A 21,321-nucleotide genomic window follows, 5' to 3' on the forward strand; every position below is an offset into this window, starting at 1 on the left:
TCGGCGAGGTCGAGGTGCCCGCCGCCCGGGGAACGGCCCGAACCACTGAATTGACTACTCACCGTAAGGCACGTGGCGCGTTCTTCACCCCTGCGGCGCTGTGCGACCACATCGCGGGCTGGGCTGTTCGAGACCCGCACGACAGTGTCCTCGAACCCGCCTGTGGGGAGGCCGCATTCCTGCTGGCAGCCTCCCGCCGGTTGCAGGCGCTCGGCGGTGGCCGCGACAGCGGGCGGCTGCGCGGCGTGGAGCTGCACGCTCCGAGCGCCGCGGCAGCGGGCAAGGCCGTTGGCGCGGGCGGCACCACGGCCGAGATCACGGTCGCGGACTTCTTCTCCGTCGAGGCACATCCCGAGTTCGACGCCGTCATCGGCAACCCACCCTACGTGCGGTACCAGAACTTCCACGGCGAGGCCCGAGCACGGGCCCGGACCGCGGCCCTGCGAGCCGGCGTACGCCTCAGCAACCTGGCCGGTTCCTGGGCTGCGTTCACCGTGCACGCGTCGCTGTTTCTGCAGCCCACCGGGCGCCTTGGGCTGGTACTCCCCGCGGAGCTGCTGTCGGTGAACTACGCCGCGCCCGTCCGGCAGTTCCTGCTGGAGCGCTTCCGCCACGTCCAGCTGGTGCTGTTCACCGAGCGGGTCTTCCCCGGGGTGCAGGAAGAGGTCGTCCTGCTGCTCGCGGAGGGCGCCGGGCCAACCGACCGGTTCGAGGTCCACCAGATCCGCGACCTGGCCGAACTGGCCATGACCCCGACAAGACCCGCCGTGGCCACACCATCAACCTCGACCGCCAACCCGACCGCCAACCAGGCGACGACCGGTCCGCAGGCGTCCTGGATGTCCGCGTTGATCAGCGTTGCGGCCCATCGGACCCTGCTCACGCTCACCGCGGACGGCCTCTTCGTGACCCTGGCCACCTGGGGCCGCACGACACTGGGCGCGGTCACCGGAAACAACCGCTATTTTGCCCTGAGCCGTGACCGTGCCTACGCCCTCGGGCTCGGCGACGACGAGCTGGTACCGATCTCTCCGCCAGGCTCCCGACACCTGCGAGCGCTTACCCTGAGTAATCAGGACTGGCGGGAGCTAACCAATTCCGGTCTGCCAACCCTGCTGTTCCGGCCAGGTTCACGGCCGTCCCCCGCAGCTCGCGCCTACCTTGCCGAAGGTGAGCGCGCCGAGGTCGACCAGGCATACAAGTGCCGCGTCCGAAGCCCGTGGTGGCAGGTACCGCTGCAGCCCGAGCCCGCGGACCTGCTGCTCACCTACATGAATGCCCACACTCCGCAGCTCGCGACGAATCTGGCCGCGGCAGCACATCTGAACTCCGTCCACGGGGTCGCGCTCGAAGCCGAACACCGGCGCACCGGACGAGATCTGTTGCCACTCGCCGCACTGAACTCCGTGACGATGCTCGGCGCCGAGACCGTCGGCCGGGCCTACGGCGGCGGCATGCTCAAACTCGAACCGCGTGAGGCCGCCCGACTTCTGGTACCCGCCCCGGAGCTGGTCGAGCGGCTACGTCCGCAACTGTCCGGAGCCCGGCGCACGGTGGCTCGGGCGCTGGCCGCCGGCCGGCTCGTCGACGCCGTTGCCGTCGTCGACGAGGTGCTGCTCACCGACGGGATAGGACTGAGCCGCGGTGCCCACGAGGAGGTCGCGGCCGCACGCTACGCCCTGTGGTTCCGGCGTAACGCCCGCGCCAGCCGTTCCGTGGGCGGGACGAAGTGAGCCGCCGCCCGGACAAGCTCGTGGCGTACGAGCCGGCGCGTGGCGGCGAGACATCCGAAAGCGGCGCGTTAACGAAGGGGATCGACGCCTGGATCGCCCACGAGCTGCGCCCCGCCGAGCCGGGACCGGAGCCATCCGAACCATCCGAACCATCCGGTCCGCTGATGATCTACATTCCGCCGTTTCCCGATCTTTAGAGCACCCGAGGACAGGACGCCCGCACGCTCGAAATGTCAACCGGACAATCATGACATCGTCGGCATTCCCGGCCGGCGGGACAGGCGGCTCCATGGATGCTTTCATGCTTGAGGAGCCGGCTGGAGGTACGCCCTCGGCCGGGACAGTCAGCCGCGGGGACATCGGGTGGTATCCACCCACCCGGGTTCCGGTCTCGCATGGGGGTACGCACTGACCATGACCCTTCCTACGACGCCTTTCGGCACGACCGGAATGGATATCACCCGGGTCGGCTTCGGCGCCTGGGCTGTAGGCGGTGCCGAACACGAATTCGGATGGGGTGCCCAGGACGACGAGGAGTCCGTGGCGGCCATCCGGTACGCCGTCGAATCCGGGGTGAACTGGATCGACACGGCAGCGGTGTACGGCCGCGGGCACTCCGAGGAAATCGTCGCACGGGCCCTGGCCGACATCGGCGAAGCCCACCGTCCATACGTGTTCACGAAATGCGGGATGGTCTGGGATTCAGACCCGGCAGGTCCACCTGCCCGGGTCGGCGCGCCTGACTCCATTCGCCGGGAAGTCGATGCGTCCCTGCGGCGCCTCGACATCGACCGGATCGATCTTTACCAGTTGCACTGGCCGCCGCGGGACGAGACACCGGTCGAGGATGCCGTCGCCACCCTGCACGAGCTGCGCACGGAAGGAAAGATCCGGTCAGTGGGCGTGTCCAACTTCAACGTCGGGCTGCTCGAGCGGGCCGCATCGGTCGGTGGCGTCGACGCGCTGCAGCCGCCGTTCTCCGCCATGAAACGGGGCGTCGCCGCGGATATCCTGCCGTACTGCGCCAAACACAACATCGGGGTAATCGTCTACAGCCCGATGCAGTCGGGGCTACTGACCGGATCATGGTCTGCGCAGCGGTCGGCCGACCTTCCGTCCAACGACTGGCGGAGCGGGTCGCCCGACTTCACCGGTGAGTCACTGCATCGCAACCTTGCTCTGGTCGACGCTCTGCGAACCGTGGCGAAACGGCACGATACGACGGTCGCCTCGGTCGCCATCGCCTGGACCCTCGCCTTCGACGGTGTGACCGGGGCGATCGTCGGCGGCCGTCGTCCATCCCAGGTCGACGGCTGGATCGGGGCCGCCACCCTTACCCTGACCACGGATGATCTCGATGACATCGAAGTCGCCATCGACCGGCTCCAGGTCGGTTCCGGACCCTCCCGACCATGGGGTTGACCAGTTGACCAGTTGACCAGTTGACCGGGCTGGCTGACCGGCCGGCCAGCCCGGGGCGTCATCGGAAAACCACCGTGGGGAACGCGATGGCCTGGTGACCCGCGTCGCAGGGTGATCCGTCGAGCTGGAGTGGGCAGACCGCGCCGGAGAGGCCCAAGTCGCACCGGGCCGAATATGAATACGCCGCTATGTGGACGAAGTCAAGATAGGCATGTGTCCGGTAGGAGCCAACGGGCGGGTCGTCGGCCGACAAAAGGCGTTGACCTGTCTGGACGCCCTCATCCAGATCCCACATGTCGGTGTCCGGGCGACGATCCATAGGACGGTTGGCCATGGCGGAAAGCGCGACGAACAACGAAGCTCTGCAAAAGGCTCTGCAAGAAGCCCTACAGGAGGCCCGGAAGGAAGCCCGGCAGGAGGCCCGCCAGCGGGAACTGGGCAAGTTCCTACAGGCGCACCGCGAGCGGGTCCCCGGGCTGCCTCGAGAGGACGTCGCGGCGGCGTCGGGTCTCGGGCTCGCCTGGTACACCTGGCTGGAGCAGGGACGGGTGCCCGCGTCCCACCAGGTCGTCGACGCGGTCGCCCGGACGCTGCATCTGGACGACAACGCTCGTCAGCACATCCTGACCCTGGCAGGTCTGCACGCGCCAACATCGGATGATCACCATCGTGGCCTTGTGGGGCAGCTCCGACCCGTGCTGGACAGTTGGCCGACGAGCCCGGCGCTGCTGCTGGACCGTCGCTTCGACATCACCGCGTGGAACGAGCCCTACGCGGCGCTGTGGACGGACCCGGGCCTGGTCGACGAACGACGCCGCAACCTCGCATACCTCCTGATCACCAGCCGCCTTCTGGGCAGCATGCTGCGCGAGTGGGAAACGGTGACAAAAGATGTGCTCGCGCAGTTCCGGAATCGGGCCGACCACGATCCCCAGGACGGACGTACCCGAGAGATACTCGCCCTGCTCGCGGCGGAGAGACCTGATCTGAGGCAGTGGTGGGAAAGCCCACCGGTACACGAGTTCACAACACGGACGGTGACGGTAAACACCGCTACTGTCGGCGAGATCCGCCTGATCCTGTCGTTGTTCCGTCCGGTGGACGGCCCGGACTCGACGCTCCTGCTGCAGACCCCGGCGAGCTCCACGGACCAGGTGCGGGTCCGACAGCTGACCGAGTTGCCGACACGATGGGTAGGAATCGACCGGAAACACGGCTATTACGACCATTAGCAATGTTTGCGACCATCAACAATATTGCGGATGAGATTTCCGGCTGTCCGGCATCCCGAAACGGGCGGCATCCCGAAACGGGCCGCAGGCAGAAACGGGCCGCAGGCCGGACAGCCGGAAAGGTGCGGACTACCGAAGCCAGCATCGGTGACTACGCCGGGACGCCTCCGGCCAGAAGTCGACGAAATCCCGTTCCGCCATCCGAGCCCGGCATTCTTCCAGGCCCAGCAGCAGCCCGAAGGTGAACGCCGTCGGCTCCCCCGCGTCCTGGGACGCCGTCCCCCATTTCCGGAGCAGTCCCTGCGCAATGGTGGCGTCCTGGTGGGTACCGAGCAGCTCCTGGATCTCCTCGGACAGTCCGGCGAACGCCAACGCGTCGGGTCCGAAGACCGGCACGGCGGTCTCGGCCGCATAGCGCAACCGCTTCGCCTGCTTACGAGCGCTGTGCAGCTGGATGTCCCGGCCATGACCGGACGGGGTCGCCAGGGCCGCCTCGACCTTGCGGGTCAGCCGGCGGTCGGCCCGGCCGATCAGCTTGGGCAGGGCGGTGCGCGCAGGTTCGGTCGCCGGCCCGTGCAGTGGTCCGGCGACCAGCGCCCGCAGGTCGGCGACAAGCGTCAGGTAACGCTCGCCGCGCAGCATCTCCAGCGTCTCGGTGCGCGCCGCGTCCTGCCCGGCGAGCAACCGGCTGTCGATCGTCTCGACGACCGGGCCACGCACCAGTTCGTCCGGCAGGGCAGCCACCCGTCCGTCGAAGTACTCGACCATCACCTCGGAGTCGCGGGCGGCGGACAACGCGCCGGCCAGATCGCGCAGCTCCCCGTCCAGATGGATGGCGAGCTCCGGATCGAACATCGGTGCAAAACTACGCAGAGTGCTGCGAAACCGGCGAGTTGCCACACGCATCTTGTGGACGGAGTCCGGCACGTTGAGGCGGACGCGCGGGTCGGCGGCGAGCAGTGCCTCCACCTGGGCGGCCAGGTAGGCACGGACCACTTCGCCCGCCGGTGACTTGGGCCGCAGCCTGCCACGGGAAACCGGCACAGCAGGCCGGCGCTGTTTCGCGAGCACCGGCCCCAGCACCCGCGACAGCTTGGAAACGTCGGGAGACACCGATGCGCCGGCTGCGGTCAGGGTGGCGCCGACCTTGTCCAGCAGGCTGACGTCACCGGATCCGACCCGTTCGACCTCGATCTCCCGCCACCGGCTCGGCTCGCCCTCCCCCGCCACCGCCACCGCGTCGAGGGTCTGGGCGCTGACATGGTCGTCGACCACCTCGGCGAGATCAGCGCCGGCGGCGTCGCGCAGCCGGACGGCCGTGCGAGTCGTGACCAGCCGTGCCACCGGTCGAAGCGGGACGCCTCCCAGGTGCACGGACACCAGGTCGACAAGATCGCCAGGTGGGGTGCGTTGCGACCATCCGCCATCCACCGCGGCGCGAGCAACGGCCGAGACCTCCGGAACGGGATCGGCCGCGGCCGGTGGACGGCCAGCCACGGCCGGCTGACCGTCCCCGCCGGTGTCGGCCGGGTCGAGCGGACGCTGGATCTCCTCACGCTCACCAGCCTTGATCGGCAGCTTCAGGTGCCAGCCTTCGTCGTACCCGCCGGTCCGCCGCCGGAAGGTAATCCTGTTGTGGGCCAATCGGAGATCGTCGGTGTCGTAGTAGACAGCCTCGAGAATGACCGTCTCCGGCTCGGTCACCGCTGTGACGCCGGGCAGCCCGTCCAGCGCGGGCAGCACGAAGACCGGTCCGACCGCGAACTTACGTTCCACTTCCCTCAGTTCGCCGCCCATGTCGTCCCCTTTCATCGCATACGACCGGATCATCGCGGTCTGGTGCCCCGCGGTGCCGTCGGCCCACCGCGCCACCGGCCTACCCGAGCGGTCTTCGGCCACCCGGCCACCCGGCCACACACGATCACACACGATCACACACGAGTAGTCACACCAGGTGAGCACAACCCGGCCGAGGTAAGTCCGACCCTCCCGTCGGCAACGCCACGGCCACCTTTACCTCATCTGATGGACGATGAATAGACAACTATTGTTCAGCGTATGTTAACCTTCTCGCGACCCCGACGCTCGCCACCTGAGGACCTCATGCTATAGGGAGCCAGGAGACCCTTCCGGCCAGAAAGGTGTAACCGACGAAGGCAACCGCGTCGATCAGGGAGTGTGCGACGACAAGCGGGCCGATCCGTCCCCGGCGCTGGTAGATCCGACCGAACAGCAGACCCATGACCAGGTTTCCGACGAAGCCGCCGATGCCCTGGTAGAAGTGGTACGAACCGCGCAACAGCGCGCTCGTCGCCAGCGCCCGGTTGTCGCTCCAGCCGAGCTGGCGCAGCCGTGTCAGCAGATAGCCGACCACGACGACCTCTTCGAGCACCGCGTTCTCCACCGCCGAGAGCACCAGGACGGGGATGCGCCACCACACGTCCGGCAGGTCTGCGGGGACCACAGTCAGGTTCGTGCCGGAATGCCAGGCGATCAGATACAGACCGAGTCCGGTACCACCGACAGCCGCGGCGAGTCCCGCCCCGAAGACAGCGTCATGACGAGGTTGTCGACGGTCCAGCCCGATGGTGGCCAGGCCTGCGCCGTCCCGGACGAACATGTGCAGTGCCAGAAAGGCGGGCACGAGCGCGGTCGCGATGCCCACCACCTGAAGGGAAAGGTCAAGCCACGGGCGTCCCGGGGCCGCCGAGGAGTTCAGTTCGGCAACCTGCTTACGCAACGGCCCCGGAGCGGTCAGGTCACCGATGTAGCGGACGACCGCCCACAGCGCGGACGCACCCAGCGACACACCGAGGACGAGCCAGACCTCGCTGACGAGCAGTCGCCTGGGCTGTGGGTGCCAGCGGCCCCCGCCATCAGGCCGACCGGTCGTTGCGTCACCGACCGGTGACATGTCGACATGTGACATGCCGACGTCGGCCGATGCCGTTTCCCGTTCCTCCCCACGCACTTTCACCCGCCGACCGTAGCCCTCGGTGCGGGCCGTCCAGCCGCAGTGCCTGCCCTGTCCTCGGGCGCTCTTAATGATGAAGGTCGGCGCCCGCGGGTTCGGGATGGGCGAACACCCGGAACAGCCAGACCAACGCCGGGATCAGTACAGCCACACCTGAACCGATTGCGATCAACATGGCCCGCAGGTTCTCGGTGGGTGCCGCCGCCGACGCGGCGTCGATCTGCCCGACAACCAGGTCGGGGTACTGGGCGGCGGCCCAGCCCCACAGCACGCCAGCCACCGCGAGGCCGGCAGCCAGCCGGGCCGCGGTGAAGTGACGTAGCCAGACCAGCACCAACGCACCGGTCCCCCCGCACGCCGAGACCGCGACGAACGGCAGGCCACGGGACGGGAACCGGTCGGCGACCACCGGTGCATCCCGCCACAGCAGCGGCAGCAGGGCCGCGGCGAGCCCGCCCGCGACGACCGCGCTGCCCAGCGCCCGGCGGCGGAACCCCTCGACGAGATGCTCGGTCGCGGCTGACCGGGCCGCGTCCCGACACAGGTACACCGCGGCGAGAAAGGCGGTCACGGTGACCGTGAACGCTCCGGCCACCAGGCCGAACCCGCTGGTCAGCGGGGCGCTTGCGTCGCCTGGCCGGGCGACACCGCTGGCCATGGCCGCTCCGCAGACGCCGAGCATGAAGGGGGTGACCGTGGACGCGACCGCGAACACGTGCCCCCACCAGTGGTCCGGGCCGGCCGCTCCCGCGCCGTAGGCCCGGTAGACGTAGGCGACACCGCGCAGCACGATGCCGACGAGGGCCAATGCCATGGGCAGCTCCAGGGTGCTGCCGATCACGCCGAACGCCTGCGGGAACCCGGAGAACATCGCTACGATCACGAAGATCAACCAGACATGGTTGGCCTCCCACACCGGGCCCAGAGCGGACGAGATCAGGGCCCGCTGTCCGCCGGCGTAAGGTCCGCGTGCAAGCAGGTCCCAGACGCCTCCGCCGAAGTCGGCTCCGCCGAGCAGGGCATATGCGGTCAGCCCACCGACCATGACCATCAGCAGAACATCCGCGGCGCTCATCGGCCCGCCCTCTGCATCCGCACGATCCGCACTGTCGCGTCCTCGTCCGCGTCCTGCGCGCCCGCACCCGGTCGCGGGTCCGGGCCGGCCGGCCGGCCGGCGATTGCATCCGGGGCCGGCACGCCGGTCTCGTAGGTCGGCCCGCCGGTGGCCATCCGCCGCAGGATGAGCACCAGCGCCGTTGCCAGCCCCAGGTAGAGGACGAGCGTGCCGCCGAACGCCCAACCGATGCCGGGGCTGGTGGTCACAGCGTCGGACACGAGCATGCGGCCGTAGACGATCCACGGTTGGCGTCCGCCTTCGGTCACCTCCCAGCCGGCCAGCATCGCGATCACGGATGCCGGACCGGTGCCGGCCGCCGCGAGCAACCACCCCCTGCCCAGAGGGATCAGCGGGCGGACCTTCCGGCGCCGGCGCCACAGCGCCACCGCCCCCACGGCCACAGCGAGGGCGATGACCGCGCTCCCGAGCCCCACCATCGTGTCGAAGGCAAGGTGGACGACAAGTGAGTTCGGGCGTTCGCCCGGTGGGACGGCATCCAGCCCGGTGACGGTGTGGCCGGGCTTCCAACCGGTGATGACCGACAGCAGGTCGGGGATCTCAATGCCATACCGGATCTTTCCGGTCGTACCGTCGTAAATGCCGCCGATGGTCAGCGGCGCGTGTGGCCCGGTCCGGTACAGGGCCTCCATCGCGGCAAGCTTCGCGGGCTGCTGGGCGTCGACCACCCGCGCCGCCCAGTCGCCGACGACGAGCTGCAGCGGGGCGCAGGCGAGGACTATGACCAGGCCGACCCGCAACCCACGACGGTGGTAGGCGTCCCGCCGGCCGCGCAGCATCCCGACCGCGTACACCCCGGCGACCACGCCACCCGTGCACATCAGCGCGGCGAGCAGCATGTGGACGACCTGAGGCGGAGCGGACGGGACGGTGAAGGGCGCGAGCGGCTCGGCGGAGACGACCCGCCCGTCCACCTCCCGCACGCCCCGGGGAACGTTCATCCACGCGTTCGCGGTGATGATGAAAAGGGTGGACAGTGTCCCGGCGATGGCGATGGGGACCATCGTCCACCAGTGCGCCCGAGGTGACAGGCGGTTCCATCCGTACAGGTAGAGGCCAATGAACACCGCCTCGATGAAGAACGCGAAGCCCTCGAGGGTGAACGACAGGCCGAGCGCACCGCCGTAGCGGGCCATGAACGCCGGCCACAGCAGGCCGAACTCGAAGGACAGCACAGTCCCTGACACCGCACCCACCGCGAACAGGACGGCAAAGGCCCGCGACCACTTGCGGGTGAGGGCGTACCAGACGGGGTCACCCGTCCGGATCCAGCGACGTTCGGTGTAGAGCAGCAGCCAGGGCATGCCCACCCCGAAGACCGCGAAGCAGATGTGAAACGCGAGCGAGAAGCCGGTCTGCCCACGCGCAAGATCCGTGGAGGCGGCGAGGACCATCGGTGGACTCCTCCTGCCCGTCCTTCGTAGCCGGACGATCTTCGACAAGAAAGGATCTTCTATCCTCCGTAGAACTTCTACGTTACGTAGAATACGCCAGCCGAGGACGCGCCGAAAGCGACAAAGACACCACCACGGATGCCGAATGCATCCGGACCGATATGGTGGGTGACGCCCTGTTCTGTCGACGACAACGACGCGAGGTGCCTGCCCCGGCCCCGCGACGCCACGTCCCTATTGCCGAGCGCTCTTACCCACAGCCAGCGGATGGATCGGATGAACGACGATCAGGACTGGACCGCACCATCGGCCCGACTGCTGGCCATGCGCCGGACCCAGCTTGCCGTCGTCGCCGTTCCATCAGCTGTCACCGCCGGACTGCTCGGCGCCATCCTGGGTTCCACCTGGCTGGGCGCCGAACTGGCCCTGGCGATCGCGGCGGTCGCGGTGATCTGGGAACGCATCCTGCATCGCCGGGTGAAGGCCTGGGCGTACGCGGAACGCGACGACGACCTGCTCGTACGCCAAGGCATCATGGTCCGCCGCCTGTCGGTGGTGCCCTACGGCCGGATGCAGTTCGTCGATATCACCGCCGGGCCGTTCGAGCGCATGTTCGGACTCGCGACGGTGCGCATGCACACCGCGGCCGCAGCCAGCGACGCCCGCATCCCGGGACTGGCCGCAAACGAGGCCAGCCGGCTGCGGGACGCGCTGGCGCGTCTGGGTGAAGCCCGCGCGGCCGGGCTGTGAAAGGGCCGGCCGTGAACGGCTCCGCACCGGACGCCGCCGTCGGTGAACCGGCGACGAACGAACCGGCGACGAACGACCAGGTCGCTGACGGCGTGGCCGGCGGATGGCATCGCCTGCACCCGCTGTCACCGCTGGTCCGGGCCGGCCGCCACGTTGCGGTAATCTTGATCATCATGCTGTCCGGTCAGGTGACTCGGCAGCAGGATGGCGGCACTGCGGGCCGGTACTGGGAGCCCGCGGTGGTCGCCATGGTCGTCCTCGTCGGTGTGGTCTCATGGCTGGTCACCCGGTGGCAGATCGACAACCGCACGCTACGGATCGAGACCGGACTGCTACGCCGAAGCTCCCAGCGTTACCCGCTGGCCCAGATCCAGGCGATCGACCTCGTGGAATCGGGGCTCGCCCGGCTGTTGGGGTTGGCGGAGCTCCGTCTTCGGATGGCGGCCTCGACCGGCACGACCGGACGGTTGGCCTGCCTGAGGAAATCGGACGCGGAGATCCTGCGGGCACGGCTGCTCGCACTGGCCCATGGCGTCGCCGAGGATGCTCCGCCACCCCCCGCGCAACTGCTGTTCGCGGTCAGCACCCGCAGGCTGGTCGCCTCGATGGTGTTCGGCGGCTGGGGAACAGTCCAGATATTTCTGGCTGTCGGCCTCACCGTGGTCGCGACGGTGATCCCTGCGGCCGTCGGGGCGTTGGGCGGTGCCGTGGCGTTTGCCATCGGCCTGGCGACATCCTTCTGGCGACAGTTCAACAGCGGCTTCGAACTCACCGTCTCCGCCGCCGCGGACGGGCTCCACCTGCGGTCCGGCGCGGTTCAGACCGCCTCGGAGACCATCCCGTTCGGCCGCGTCCAGGCGGCCCGGCTGGTCGAACCCCTTCTGTGGAGGCCGTTCGGATGGTGCCGGCTCGAGGTGGAGGTGGCGGGCCGGCGGGTCAGAAAGGAGAACGGGCCGGAGGGCCGGCAGCTACGCGTGATTCTGCCGGTGGGAGACCACGACCAGGCGCGCTACCTACTGTCCCGACTCGTCCCCGGCGCCCCCGCCGCCGACCGGCGCGCCCCTGCGCGAGCCCGATGGAAGACTCCGTTGAGCTACCACTTCCTCGCCTGGGGTAGCAGCGACCGCTGCGTGGTTGCGACCAGCGGCCGGCTGCGTCGGGTCACCCAGTGGGTCCCGCTCGAAAAGGTGCAGAGCATCCGCCGGGTCCAGGGACCGTTCCAGCGGACGCTCGGCCTGGCGACTCTCCACCTTGACACAGCCGGTAGAAGCGTCCATGCGAAGCTGACCGATCTTGGTATCGACGATGTCGACCGCCAGCTGAGCATCCTGCCAGGGCTCTGCCGTGCGGCCCGCCAGAGCCCATATCGGCCCTGATACCTGGTCAGACCCTCGCACGGGTCGGACCAACAGGTACCGACGGTCGTTGCATCCGTCGTAAGGTGGGACCATGGCACGTCTGGGTGACCTTGAGCGGTCGGTCATGGATGTGCTGTGGGACACCGACAGCTGGCTGACCGCGCGCGAGGTCGCCGCCCGACTCGACCACGAGCGTGATCTCGCTTACACGACCGTTCTCACCGTGTTGGAACGTCTTGAACGCAAGGGCTTCGTCCAACGGGAGCGCGCCGAACGCGCTCACCGCTACCAGGCGTCCAGTAGCCGGGACGCGGTCGTCGCCGAGGCCATGCTCGCGGCCCTCGACACCACTGAGGACCGCAGCTCGGCACTGGTCCGTTTCGTCGGATCGGTGTCCCCGGCCGAAGCCGACATCCTGCGCCGCGCGCTGACCCAGCCCGCGGACGTCGACGCGGACGTCGACGCGGATGCCGGCACCGAGCAGTCCGACGCAGGCCGGACCGACACCCTGGACATCGAATCGGACACAGCGCACGCGCATGCGGTACCGCCGTCTTCGGACGGAGGTACCGTTCACCCGCTATGACGACCGCGGCCATCCTCGCCCTGTTCGCTGGTGCGCTCGCATGGCCGGTCCCACGGGTACTTGCCGTGGCTCACTGGCCATCCCGCTGCCCACGATCAGCCATCGTGCTGTGGCAGGCGGTCGGGCTCGCCGGAGGGGTGTCCGCCCTCCTCGCGGTGATTGCGTTCACCTTCGCGCCGCTGTCCGCCAACCTTCCGGTCGGCGTGCGCGACCACGCCGACCACCTGGCTGCCGGCGAGCCCCTCGCCGGGCTCGGCTGGATCAACGTGATCGGTCTCGGAGTGGCATCCGCGCTCACCGCCCGATTGTTCGGCGTCCTCGCCCTGTCCACCTCGCGGACCCTGCGGGAACGACGCCGCCACCGCCACCTCGTTGATCTCGCCGGCCACGACCACGGCACACACCCCCGTTCATCGACGGCGGCGGACACCGGCGCGGCCAGGGACGGCGCCGCATCGGGAGAGGTCCCATGCGGGCTGTGCGAGCACGCCGAACGGGTCCGCCGACACGGCCGGCTCCGCGTCCTCGACCATCCCGTCGCGGTCGCCTACTGCCTGCCCGGAATGCGCCACACGCGGGTCGTCGTCTCCAGGGGCCTGCTGACCGTGCTCACCTCGGACGAGCTGGCAGCGGTCCTCGCCCACGAGGAGGCTCATGCCCGCGGCCGCCATGACCTCGTCATCCAGCCCTTCGTGGCCTGGCAGGAAACCTTCCCGTTCCTTCGGCCGGCCCGCGAGGCGACCGCCGCGGTGTCGCTGCTGGTCGAGATGCTCGCCGACGACGCCGCAGCCCGGCGGACCAGTGGGCAGACCCTCGCACGCGCACTGGCCCGACTCGGTGTCGCCCGGTCCCCGGTGCCGGTAGGGGCGGTCGGCATCACCGGAATGCCACAGCAGGGGGCGACCGCCCAGGGCCGGTCGCCGCATTCGGTACGAGGCAGTCAGAACAGGCGGGCCAGGGCGGACAACCGCACGGATGGCACGCGTCGCGGTCGGCTTGCCGAGCTCACCCGGCCTCCGGCCCACGCCCCAGTGATCGCACGTATCTCACGCCTGCTGGACCCGTCACCCAGTGCACCCCTGTGGGCGCATGTGACGATCTATCTCACCGCGGCCTGTGTCTGTGCCTTTCCCGTTTTCGTCCTGCTTGCTACCTGACCAGGCCGACTACCCACCGGCCCGGAAATCGGGACTGCGGCGAACTCGCCCGCCATTCGGTCGCCGGTAATCCCGATAAATTCCACATACTTTCACTGACATCAACGAGGCGGATATCCCGGAAAAGACTTCACCCTGCGATCTTTCCGATCGGTGACCACTTCGCACGTTTGGTTACATCTGGTACAGGGCACCAGTAATCCTACGACACATAGATGACGGGATGGTGCATCCAACCACATGGCATCACATCGTCACTGACCGCGATAACGTCACATACCTCCAACCCGGAGTGCCCCCTACCGCAGCTTCCGCCAACCACAGGGCAGTCACATGGAATCGACGCCGTATCCTCGCGGCTCACGCCCACCGATGATTCGTCATGCGGGCGTCCAGGGCAGCCATGACCTGCTATCGGGCCGACGGGGAAGCCTCGAAATGATCTCGCAGCTCGCGGACCTCGCCCCCATCGGTTTACTGGTCGTGGACGCAGAGCTACGGGTACGCATGATGAACCGGACGATACTGGAAATAAACGGTCTGTCCGTGGCGGACATCGGTGACAGGGTCATCTCCGATCTGCTCCCCGATGTGGAGCCCTACGCATGGGATGTGATCCGGCAGGTGCTGGCCACCGGGGAGCCGATCCTCGATGTGGAGATCACCAGCACCACCCCGGCGACCTACCCCGACCAGCGCATCTGGCAGGTTTCCCACTACCCGTTCCGCGACTCGGACGATGCCACGGTCGCGGTTGGCGTGACCGTGGTCGATGTTACCAAACAGCGCCACGCCGAGGCGGAGCGCGATGCTGTGGAACAACGGCTGCGCCTGTTGGGCCGGGCCAGCGGGCTGCTCGGAACCTCACTGAAGCTTTCGGACACGCTGGACTCGATCGTCGAGCTCATCGTCCCGGAATTCGCGGACAACTGCGAATTGCTGTTGGCCGACGAACCTCTCGACGCTGATGCGAGGCCGGATTCGCTGACGCTGCGCGGATTCGCGTCGGCCACCTGGCCGAGCTCCTCCCCTCGACCCTGGGACCCGCTGGAGACCATCGGTGTGCCCGTCGAACTCGGCCCGGACAATCCGGCTCATCAGGCGCTCGCCACACGCCGGCCGGTGCTTTTCACCATAGACGACCGGGTGATCCGTAGCGTCCATGTCCAGGAACCGAGCCGATACCGCGCAGATGCGCACTTCGAACGCATGGCAGTCGACATGGCCATCGTGGTTCCGCTCCTGGTAGGTCGGCAGTTCTTCGGCGTTGCCTACTTCGGCATCGGCCAGTCCCGGCGTCGTTATACCGACTGGGACGTGCAGACCGCGGCCGAACTGGGCAGTCGAATCTCCAACGCGGTGGCCAATGCCCACGCCTACGCCCGCCAGCGCACCGCCGCCATTACTCTGCAACGCGGCCTGCTACCCCACAACACCCCGGCTCTCGAAGGTCTAGACATTGCCTGGCGCTATGAACCGGGAACCGCCGGCACCGAAGTCGGGGGCGACTGGTTCGACGTCATCGGGCTGTCCGCCGGTCGGGTCGCTCTGGTCATCGGTGACGTCATGGGCCGGGGCCTCGCCGCCGCCGCGGTCATGGGCCAGGTCCGCACCGCCGTCCGCGCCTTCGCCGCCCTCGACCTGCCCGCCGCCGACGTCCTCACCCACCTCGACGACCTCGTCCAGACGATCGGCAGCGGCCCCGAGGACACCCTCGTGAGCTGCATCTACGCCATCTTCGAACCCGCCACCGGCACAATCTGTCTGGCCAATGCCGGCCACCTGGACCCCGTCCTCGCGCGCCCCGGCGGGGAGGTCCTGCTCCTTGCGGGCCGAGGCGACATCATCCTCGGCGTCGGCGGCCAGACATTCAGCGAAACTCGGCACCCGTTCCCGGCCGGCTCCACGCTTGCCCTGTTCACCGACGGCCTGGTCGAATCCCCGTCCATCGACATCGACGAAGGCTGCCGGCGTCTTCAGCGCACCCTACGGACCCTCACCAGCCTCAACACCAACATCCCTACAGATGATCTCGATGAAACCGCCGACCGACTGCTGTCCCTCCTCGACCGCGGCGAAGGTTATGACGACGACGTCGCCCTGCTGCTCGTCCGCGCCACCACCACAGCCACCACCGCCACCACGTCGATCGCCCCCGAGCCCCGGGCCGCCAGAAGCGCCCGTGCGACCGTCCTCGCCGCCCTCGACGACTGGGGAGTCGCCGAGGACGCCTTCACCGTCGAACTTCTGGTCAGCGAACTGGTCACCAACGCGATCCGCTATGCGCACACCCCCAGTCGCCTCGTCCTGCGCCGAGGACAGCACGCCCTCTACGTCGAAGTCTCCGATGAGGACACCCGGGTGCCCCGCCTGCTGCATCCCACCTTCGACGACGAAGGAGGCCGTGGCCTGCAGCTCGTCGCCGAACTGGCCACCCACTGGGGTGCTAGACCCACCCGCACCGGCAAGACCGTCTGGTTCCAGCTGGACATCCCCAACAACGCCATGCAGAACGGCTTCCGTCCCTCCGCGGGGGACAACCACTGATCACGGGTCGGCGAACGGCGCGCTTCCCGTCCAACGTCGATCCCTCTTACGAGCTCCGCGACGTCCAGGGGACGCCCGAGCCTCCGGGTCAGTTCGTAGGGTGCGGCGAACGCCCGCTCCAGCGGGATCTGCTGGTCCCAGCAGGTATCGGAACCATGGAGTGGAAAGACGTCGTCCGGACCGACATGCCCCTCGCAGCACCCCCTGACCTCTGCCGCACTCCCGTCCATCCCAGCCCGCACCTGCGTGTAGCACAAGTGCTATTCTGGGGAGATGAACGAGATAGGGCTTCGCGAAGTGCGGCAGAACGCAAGCGAGCTGGTGCGGCGCGCCCAGGCCGGCGAGCGGTTGACCATCACTGTTTCCGGCCGGCCGGCAGCCGTCCTCGGCCCGGTGACCCCGCGCGCATGGCGGCTTTGGGACGACCTCGCGGATGTCTTCACCCTGCCGACCGACACCGACTGGTCCGGTGATCGCGAACTTATCGACGACACCCTCACAGATCCCTGGGAAGATCGATGAATCGTGGCGTCCTCGACACCAGCGTGCTGGTCGCGACCGATGTCGCGCCGATCCCTGGCGAACTGGCGGTCAGCGTCATCAGCATTGCCGAACTCCAGTTCGGTGTCCTCGTCGCCAAGACACCCGAGGCCCGCGCGAACCGACTCGCCCGCCTCAGCGCACTCCAACGAAGATTCGACCCGTTACCCGTCGACGACGCCGTCGCCGACAGCTACGGACGACTCGCCGCCCGAGTCGTCGAAGTCGGACGCCAGCCACGTGCACGGACGATGGACCTGCTGATCGCGGCTACCGCGCACGCCCACGAAGCCAGCGTCTACACCCGCAACGCCGCCGGCCTCGCCGGCCTCGAAGGCCTCATCAGAATCATAAAGATCTAGGAGTCTGGGCCGCGAACGCCCGCTCCAGCGGGATCTGCTGATCCCAGCACATGTCGGAAACATGGAGCACCTGATCAACCAGCCGGTGGACATGCCAGCGGCGTAGGGAGGAGGCCGACGAGCTCCTAGCATCGGTCTCGTGCGTATCGGCCCACGGGAAGTGGAGGACGCCGGTGGGTTTCGTGAGTGGGCCGACGGCCTGCCGGGCTCGGCTCTGCGTGGCCGTGTCCGGGCCTACACCGGTTTCCGAGAAGAGCTGCTCAGCCCGGTACGTCGGCGGGAGACCCCTTCGGGCGAGTGCATCGTGATCGTCAGTTTCGGAGACGGGTCCCGCGCGCTGCCCACGCCTGGCGCCCAGGTCTTGAAGACGTATTCCTCGTTCATCGCCGGGATACATGACCGGCCAACGCGGACCGGGCATGACGGCCGTCAGCTCGGCATCCAAATCCGGCTCGATCCGCTTGGCGCGTTCTCGCTGTTCGGCGTGCCTATGCACGAGCTGGGCAATCGGGTCGTGGCGCTGTCCGACCTGCTCGGCTCTGACTCCGAGCGTTGGGCCGGAGGGCTGTCGGAGGCGAAGACGTGGAAGGAGCGCTTCGCGCTGCTTGACTGTCTGCTCACCGGCAGGATCGCGGCCGCCCGGTTCCGTCGCCAGAGGTCGTGTGGGCGTGGCGGACGATGCGCCGGGCCGGCGGGGCGGTCCGAGTCGCTGACCTTGCCGCGCGTGCCGGACGCAGTCATCGGTACCTGGCAGCCCGGTTCCGTGAGCAGATCGGGACGACTCCGAAGATCGCGGCACGAGTGCTGCGGTATGAGCGAGCCGCGCGGCTGCTCACTCGCGGAGACATGGCGCCGGCGCAGGTGGCGGTTATGTGCGGCTATGCGGATCAACCGCACCTGACTCGGGAGTTCACCCTGTTCGCGGGGGTGACGCCGGCAGCGGCGCGGCGCTTCGCGGACTGATGACCACAATCATAGGGCGACCTTTGGTGTGCGGTCAGCCGGTCAACTTTCTTCAAGACCGCGCCCGGACGCCCAGCCTACCGTCCCCGTATGACCAAAAACCCGCCTCCGTCGTCAAGGAACCATGCCATCTATGATCCCGCGCGAGGGTATCCCGTCATCGTGCCGTGCGTGCTCTACGATGACCCCTTGGCCGTTGTTGGTTGGCTGACCGATGTACTCGGCGTGCGAGAAATCGTCCGGGCCGCTCTGCCGGGCGGCTGGGTCGGACATGTCGAGGTGGAGCGGGACGGCTTTATCATTTTGCTGGGACGTCGAGGTGGGCAGTTCGCCGGGACCGTGAGCATCACTCAGATCTTTGTCGATGACGTTGCCGCGGCATGCGAACGCGCGGTCAATGCCGGGGGCTCGATTCTCGATGCGGCGGATGATCGGCCTTGGGGCGTCCGGCAAGCGGTCGTGGCCGATCCCGAGGGCCAGCGATGGGCGCTTACCCAATACGTGCGCGACACCGATCCGGCGGATTGGTACGGTCAGATTCTCGGGTCCATGCATAGTTGAGCTCTACGTTTCTACCTGACCAAGGGTGACGGGTCGTCAGGCAAACCCGGAGCAGAGCCCATCTGACCGGAGCCTCGAAGATCTCCGAGAACCGAAACCTGTCAGGCCGTCCCGGCCTTGGCCGCGGCCTTCATCTGCTTCTTGTAGTCACGGACCTTGTCCCGGGTGATCGTGTCAGTGATGTCGGCGATCGAGCAGAACGTTGCGTCCTCCCCGAAAGGAGCCGACGCCTCCTGCCAGCCGGGAGGGGTCACGTCGAGCTGCTTTCCGAGCAGCGCCACGAAGATCTTGGCTTTCTGCTGCCCGAACCCGGGCAACGCCGAAACACGCCGCAGCAGTTCACGACCGTCTACGGCGGTTAGCCACACGTTCGCGGCGTCCGAGTCGTACTTGTCGACGACCAAACGGCACATCGCCTGGACCCGCTTGGCCATCGATCCCGGGAAGCGGTGCAGCGCCGGCCGCTGACAGAAGGCGGCGGCGAGCGCATCCGGGTCCGCGTCTGCGAGTTCCGCGGCATCGAGGGGACGCCCGAGCCTCCGGGTCAGTTCGTAGGGTGCGGCGAACGCCCGCTCCAGCGGGATCTGCTGGTCCAGCACCATTCCGATCAGCAGCGCCAACGGGTCGTTGGTCAGCAGCTCGTCGGCCTCGTCGATCTGACTCAGGTGAAGTCCCACGCCCATCACGGTAGCCGGATCGGCGTAGCCGTGGCATCGCTGGTCAGGCCGCCGCGTCCAGGTGGCGGCCTCGACGTGGACGAGACCGGATTCGAGGTCGCGAACCGCTTCCAGGGCAGGCACCAGGTCGGTGTCACGGCTGAACGGGATGCCGACGTCGTAGGCGTTCTTGCAGGCGAGGCGTACGGAGGCGACAGCCAGTGCCACGCTCGGGCTCGTTCGGGTTCGGCTCCGTCACGCGGGACGTAGCCGGCTGGCCAGGGCCACGGCGTAGCCGAGGGCGACGGCCAGGGCAGTCGCGCCGTCTGCGAGCCACATGCCCCGTCCCCACAGACCGGGCACATAGAGGTTCCAGTAGCCGGCCAGCAGTAGCGCTCCCGCGGTGACGCCGAAAAGAGTCAGGCCCATCGCCGGGACGAAGTCCGGTGTCGCCGCCCGCGGCCGGCGTCGCAGCACGACCGTCGCGACGCCGAGGATCACCAGGCCGACAATCGCGCCGCCGACGTGGAAGACCAGCGTGTCGGCGGCATTCTCCAGACCTGCGGCGCGCGCGCAGCTCGCCGCGGCCGGATGCACGGTGAGCCAGTGCGCGCAGTCGCGCGCCGACACGGCGACACCGGATGGCAGCCCGTACACAAATGTCCTGCCCGCGAGCACGGCGAGCAGCCGTGCCAACAGCGCCGACACTCCGATTGCCGCCAGGCCGGCCGCAGCCATCCGGATGCCGGCCACCGCCAGCGCGGCGAGCAGGAACGGCCGCTGCGCGCGGTGGGCCGCCCTGGCCACGGCGCGCGGGGAGCCGAAACGCTCGATCGCCCTGATCTCGGCCGCGGCGGCATCCACTCCCGCCTCGATCTCCGCGTCGGCCGCGTCGCGCAGGTGCGCCTCGGTCTCGACCAGCAGGCGTCGGATCTCTGCCGCCGGTCCCTTCGACCGGACCAACAGCTCGTCCAGGTACTCCTCGATCGTCATCCGGCCACCCCGAGAACCGCGTTCATGCTGACGGAGAACCGCCGCCATTCGGTGGTGGCCACGGCGAGCGCGGTCGCGCCCTGGGCCGTAAGCCGGTAGACACGCCTGCGGCGGCCGTCGTGCGTGTCCCAGTCGCTTTCCAGCAGTCCCTGCTTCTCCAGCCGGTGCAGCGACGGGTAGATCGTGCCCTCCGGCATGTCGAATGCTCCGTCGCTACGTCGTCTCAACTCCGCGATCACCTCGTACCCGTGCCCCGGGCCCATGCTGAGCACAGAGAGGATCAAGGTGTCGAGGTGCCCCTTGGCGCGATCAGCTCCCATACCTAGGTAGTCTAGGGGTAGTCGCGAGCAGGGGGAAGAGATGAGCAGATCGTGGGTCGTACCGACAGCCGTACCGCTCGGGGTCGCCGCCGGCTTCCTCGGCGCCCGAGTCCTCCTCGTCGGCTCAGGCGTGATCCTGATCCCGTGGGGGCTGTTGGCCGTCCTGCTCGGCATTGCGGCACGCCGACGAAGCTCGGCCGCCGCCGCCGGCGGCCTCTTCGGCTTCGCCCTCGCCCTGACCTTCATGATCGCCGGATACGACGGCACCGCGTCACTCGCCTCGACGCTCGGGCCCTTCGTCCTCCTCGGACTTGTCGGCGCGGTCGCGGGCGCGGTCCCTTCCGCGGTGGCCAGGCTCGCGGTGACCAGGCTCGCCCGCCGGAGGGCCCACGCGTCCACCGTCGGCGACCATGACGCGCCGCTCGGCGCGGAGCCCGTCCAATGACTAGATGACCTCGGTCGGCAATTCGTTCCTTGTTTGTCCGATCTGCCGGTCCAGCACCATTCCGATCAGCAGCGCCAACGGGTCGTTCGTCAGCAGCTCGTCGGCTTCAGCGATCTGACTCAGGTGCAGGCTCACACGGTTCACGGTAGCCGGATCGTCCAGGAGGGCCTAGCCACGGCTATCATCGCCTCGC

General features: G+C 68.4%; 21 protein-coding genes and 3 pseudogenes. 15 read left to right on the forward strand and 9 right to left on the reverse strand.

All coding sequences use genetic code 11. The annotated features are described in order from the left end of the window. The first annotated feature begins 50 nt into the window (after positions 1–50). The 4 genes from NBW77_RS01925 to NBW77_RS01940 all read left to right on the forward strand — a co-directional run bounded on the left by NBW77_RS01925 (position 51) and on the right by NBW77_RS01940 (position 4,387). Positions 51–1,733, forward strand: a complete 1,683-nt coding sequence (locus NBW77_RS01925) for an N-6 DNA methylase (RefSeq protein WP_250279197.1) — start codon at positions 51–53, stop codon at positions 1,731–1,733. Then, positions 1,730–1,930 (forward strand): hypothetical protein, encoded by a 201-nt coding sequence (locus NBW77_RS01930; protein WP_250279198.1) that lies wholly within the window; start codon positions 1,730–1,732, stop codon positions 1,928–1,930. Before NBW77_RS01925 ends, NBW77_RS01930 begins: the two co-directional genes overlap by 4 nt. 217 nt (positions 1,931–2,147) lie before the next feature. After that, positions 2,148–3,155, forward strand: a complete 1,008-nt coding sequence (locus NBW77_RS01935) for an aldo/keto reductase (protein ID WP_250279199.1) — start codon at positions 2,148–2,150, stop codon at positions 3,153–3,155. 332 nt (positions 3,156–3,487) lie between these two features. Continuing rightward, positions 3,488–4,387 (forward strand): helix-turn-helix transcriptional regulator, encoded by a 900-nt coding sequence (locus tag NBW77_RS01940; RefSeq protein WP_165485793.1) that lies wholly within the window; start codon positions 3,488–3,490, stop codon positions 4,385–4,387. 129 nt (positions 4,388–4,516) lie between these two features. Here the strand turns inward: NBW77_RS01940 and NBW77_RS01945 are convergent, their stop codons facing one another. The 4 genes from NBW77_RS01945 to NBW77_RS01960 form a co-directional block, all read right to left on the reverse strand. Next, positions 4,517–6,184, reverse strand: coding sequence for a CYTH and CHAD domain-containing protein (locus NBW77_RS01945; RefSeq protein ID WP_131745185.1), 1,668 nt, complete (start codon positions 6,182–6,184; stop codon positions 4,517–4,519). Between the two features lie 304 nt (positions 6,185–6,488). Beyond that, a complete protein-coding gene (locus tag NBW77_RS01950; RefSeq protein ID WP_250279200.1) occupies positions 6,489–7,364 on the reverse strand; it encodes a CPBP family intramembrane glutamic endopeptidase in 876 nt (291 codons plus the stop codon). 64 nt (positions 7,365–7,428) lie between these two features. Continuing rightward, on the reverse strand, positions 7,429–8,436 hold the full coding sequence (locus NBW77_RS01955) for a cytochrome d ubiquinol oxidase subunit II (protein WP_131745022.1): 1,008 nt from the start codon (positions 8,434–8,436) through the stop codon (positions 7,429–7,431). Continuing rightward, entirely contained in the window at positions 8,433–9,890 is a 1,458-nt protein-coding gene (locus tag NBW77_RS01960; protein WP_131745021.1) for a cytochrome ubiquinol oxidase subunit I, read from the reverse strand. Before NBW77_RS01960 ends, NBW77_RS01955 begins: the two co-directional genes overlap by 4 nt. 276 nt (positions 9,891–10,166) lie before the next feature. Between NBW77_RS01960 and NBW77_RS01965 the strand changes: the two genes are divergently transcribed. The 5 genes from NBW77_RS01965 to NBW77_RS01985 all read left to right on the forward strand — a co-directional run bounded on the left by NBW77_RS01965 (position 10,167) and on the right by NBW77_RS01985 (position 16,288). After that, positions 10,167–10,640 carry a PH domain-containing protein gene (locus tag NBW77_RS01965; RefSeq protein ID WP_242605523.1) on the forward strand — a complete coding sequence of 158 codons (474 nt, stop codon included), beginning with the start codon at positions 10,167–10,169 and terminating at the stop codon, positions 10,638–10,640. Positions 10,641–10,651: 11 nt separating this feature from the next. After that, positions 10,652–12,016, forward strand: a complete 1,365-nt coding sequence (locus NBW77_RS01970; RefSeq protein WP_131745020.1) for a PH domain-containing protein — start codon at positions 10,652–10,654, stop codon at positions 12,014–12,016. 73 nt (positions 12,017–12,089) lie between these two features. After that, positions 12,090–12,584: a BlaI/MecI/CopY family transcriptional regulator gene (locus tag NBW77_RS01975; protein ID WP_131745019.1), complete on the forward strand. Its 495-nt coding sequence runs from the start codon at positions 12,090–12,092 to the stop codon at positions 12,582–12,584. After that, positions 12,581–13,741, forward strand: a complete 1,161-nt coding sequence (locus tag NBW77_RS01980) for a M56 family metallopeptidase (RefSeq protein WP_131745018.1) — start codon at positions 12,581–12,583, stop codon at positions 13,739–13,741. The genes NBW77_RS01975 and NBW77_RS01980 overlap by 4 nt, the downstream gene beginning before the upstream one ends. Before the next feature lie 438 nt (positions 13,742–14,179). Beyond that, a complete protein-coding gene (locus NBW77_RS01985) occupies positions 14,180–16,288 on the forward strand; it encodes a SpoIIE family protein phosphatase (RefSeq protein WP_165485792.1) in 2,109 nt (702 codons plus the stop codon). A 50-nt stretch (positions 16,289–16,338) separates the two neighbouring features. Here the strand turns inward: NBW77_RS01985 and NBW77_RS01990 are convergent. After that, positions 16,339–16,425, reverse strand: a pseudogene (locus NBW77_RS01990) (HhH-GPD-type base excision DNA repair protein); the annotation flags it as partial. A gap of 136 nt (positions 16,426–16,561) precedes the next feature. On the opposite strand from NBW77_RS01990, the gene NBW77_RS01995 reads away from it, so the two are divergent. From NBW77_RS01995 to NBW77_RS02010, 5 genes and pseudogenes are all read left to right on the forward strand, one after another. After that, positions 16,562–16,810, forward strand: a complete 249-nt coding sequence (locus NBW77_RS01995) for a type II toxin-antitoxin system Phd/YefM family antitoxin (protein WP_131745016.1) — start codon at positions 16,562–16,564, stop codon at positions 16,808–16,810. Beyond that, complete coding sequence (locus tag NBW77_RS02000) at positions 16,807–17,190, forward strand: type II toxin-antitoxin system VapC family toxin (RefSeq protein ID WP_131745015.1); 384 nt, start codon at positions 16,807–16,809, stop codon at positions 17,188–17,190. The genes NBW77_RS01995 and NBW77_RS02000 overlap by 4 nt, the downstream gene beginning before the upstream one ends. 160 nt (positions 17,191–17,350) lie before the next feature. Next, a pseudogene (locus tag NBW77_RS22220) lies at positions 17,351–17,695 on the forward strand (DUF6597 domain-containing transcriptional factor); the annotation flags it as partial. Positions 17,696–17,868: 173 nt separating this feature from the next. Then, positions 17,869–18,153 (forward strand): helix-turn-helix transcriptional regulator, encoded by a 285-nt coding sequence (locus NBW77_RS22225; protein WP_131745014.1) that lies wholly within the window; start codon positions 17,869–17,871, stop codon positions 18,151–18,153. A 171-nt stretch (positions 18,154–18,324) separates the two neighbouring features. Further along, positions 18,325–18,714 carry a VOC family protein gene (locus tag NBW77_RS02010; RefSeq protein WP_207386791.1) on the forward strand — a complete coding sequence of 130 codons (390 nt, stop codon included), beginning with the start codon at positions 18,325–18,327 and terminating at the stop codon, positions 18,712–18,714. A 101-nt stretch (positions 18,715–18,815) separates the two neighbouring features. On the opposite strand, the gene NBW77_RS02015 is transcribed toward NBW77_RS02010, so the two are convergent. From NBW77_RS02015 to NBW77_RS02025, 3 genes are read right to left on the reverse strand one after another with little or no spacing between them, the layout of a single operon-like run. Continuing rightward, entirely contained in the window at positions 18,816–19,598 is a 783-nt protein-coding gene (locus NBW77_RS02015) for an HhH-GPD-type base excision DNA repair protein (RefSeq protein WP_502799419.1), read from the reverse strand. A 27-nt stretch (positions 19,599–19,625) separates the two neighbouring features. After that, a complete protein-coding gene (locus NBW77_RS02020; RefSeq protein WP_131745011.1) occupies positions 19,626–20,363 on the reverse strand; it encodes a permease prefix domain 1-containing protein in 738 nt (245 codons plus the stop codon). After that, positions 20,360–20,683 carry a PadR family transcriptional regulator gene (locus tag NBW77_RS02025; RefSeq protein WP_131745010.1) on the reverse strand — a complete coding sequence of 108 codons (324 nt, stop codon included), beginning with the start codon at positions 20,681–20,683 and terminating at the stop codon, positions 20,360–20,362. Before NBW77_RS02025 ends, NBW77_RS02020 begins: the two co-directional genes overlap by 4 nt. Before the next feature lie 40 nt (positions 20,684–20,723). On the opposite strand from NBW77_RS02025, the gene NBW77_RS02030 reads away from it, so the two are divergent. Beyond that, on the forward strand, positions 20,724–21,128 hold the full coding sequence (locus NBW77_RS02030) for a hypothetical protein (protein ID WP_131745009.1): 405 nt from the start codon (positions 20,724–20,726) through the stop codon (positions 21,126–21,128). A 39-nt stretch (positions 21,129–21,167) separates the two neighbouring features. On the opposite strand, the pseudogene NBW77_RS02035 reads toward NBW77_RS02030, so the two are convergent. Next, a pseudogene (locus tag NBW77_RS02035) lies at positions 21,168–21,263 on the reverse strand (HhH-GPD-type base excision DNA repair protein); the annotation flags it as partial. Positions 21,264–21,321 lie beyond the last annotated feature (58 nt).

The sequence above is a fragment of the Frankia sp. Cppng1_Ct_nod genome, from assembly GCF_920656135.1.
Taxonomy (GTDB): domain Bacteria; phylum Actinomycetota; class Actinomycetes; order Frankiales; family Frankiaceae; genus Protofrankia; species Protofrankia meridionalis.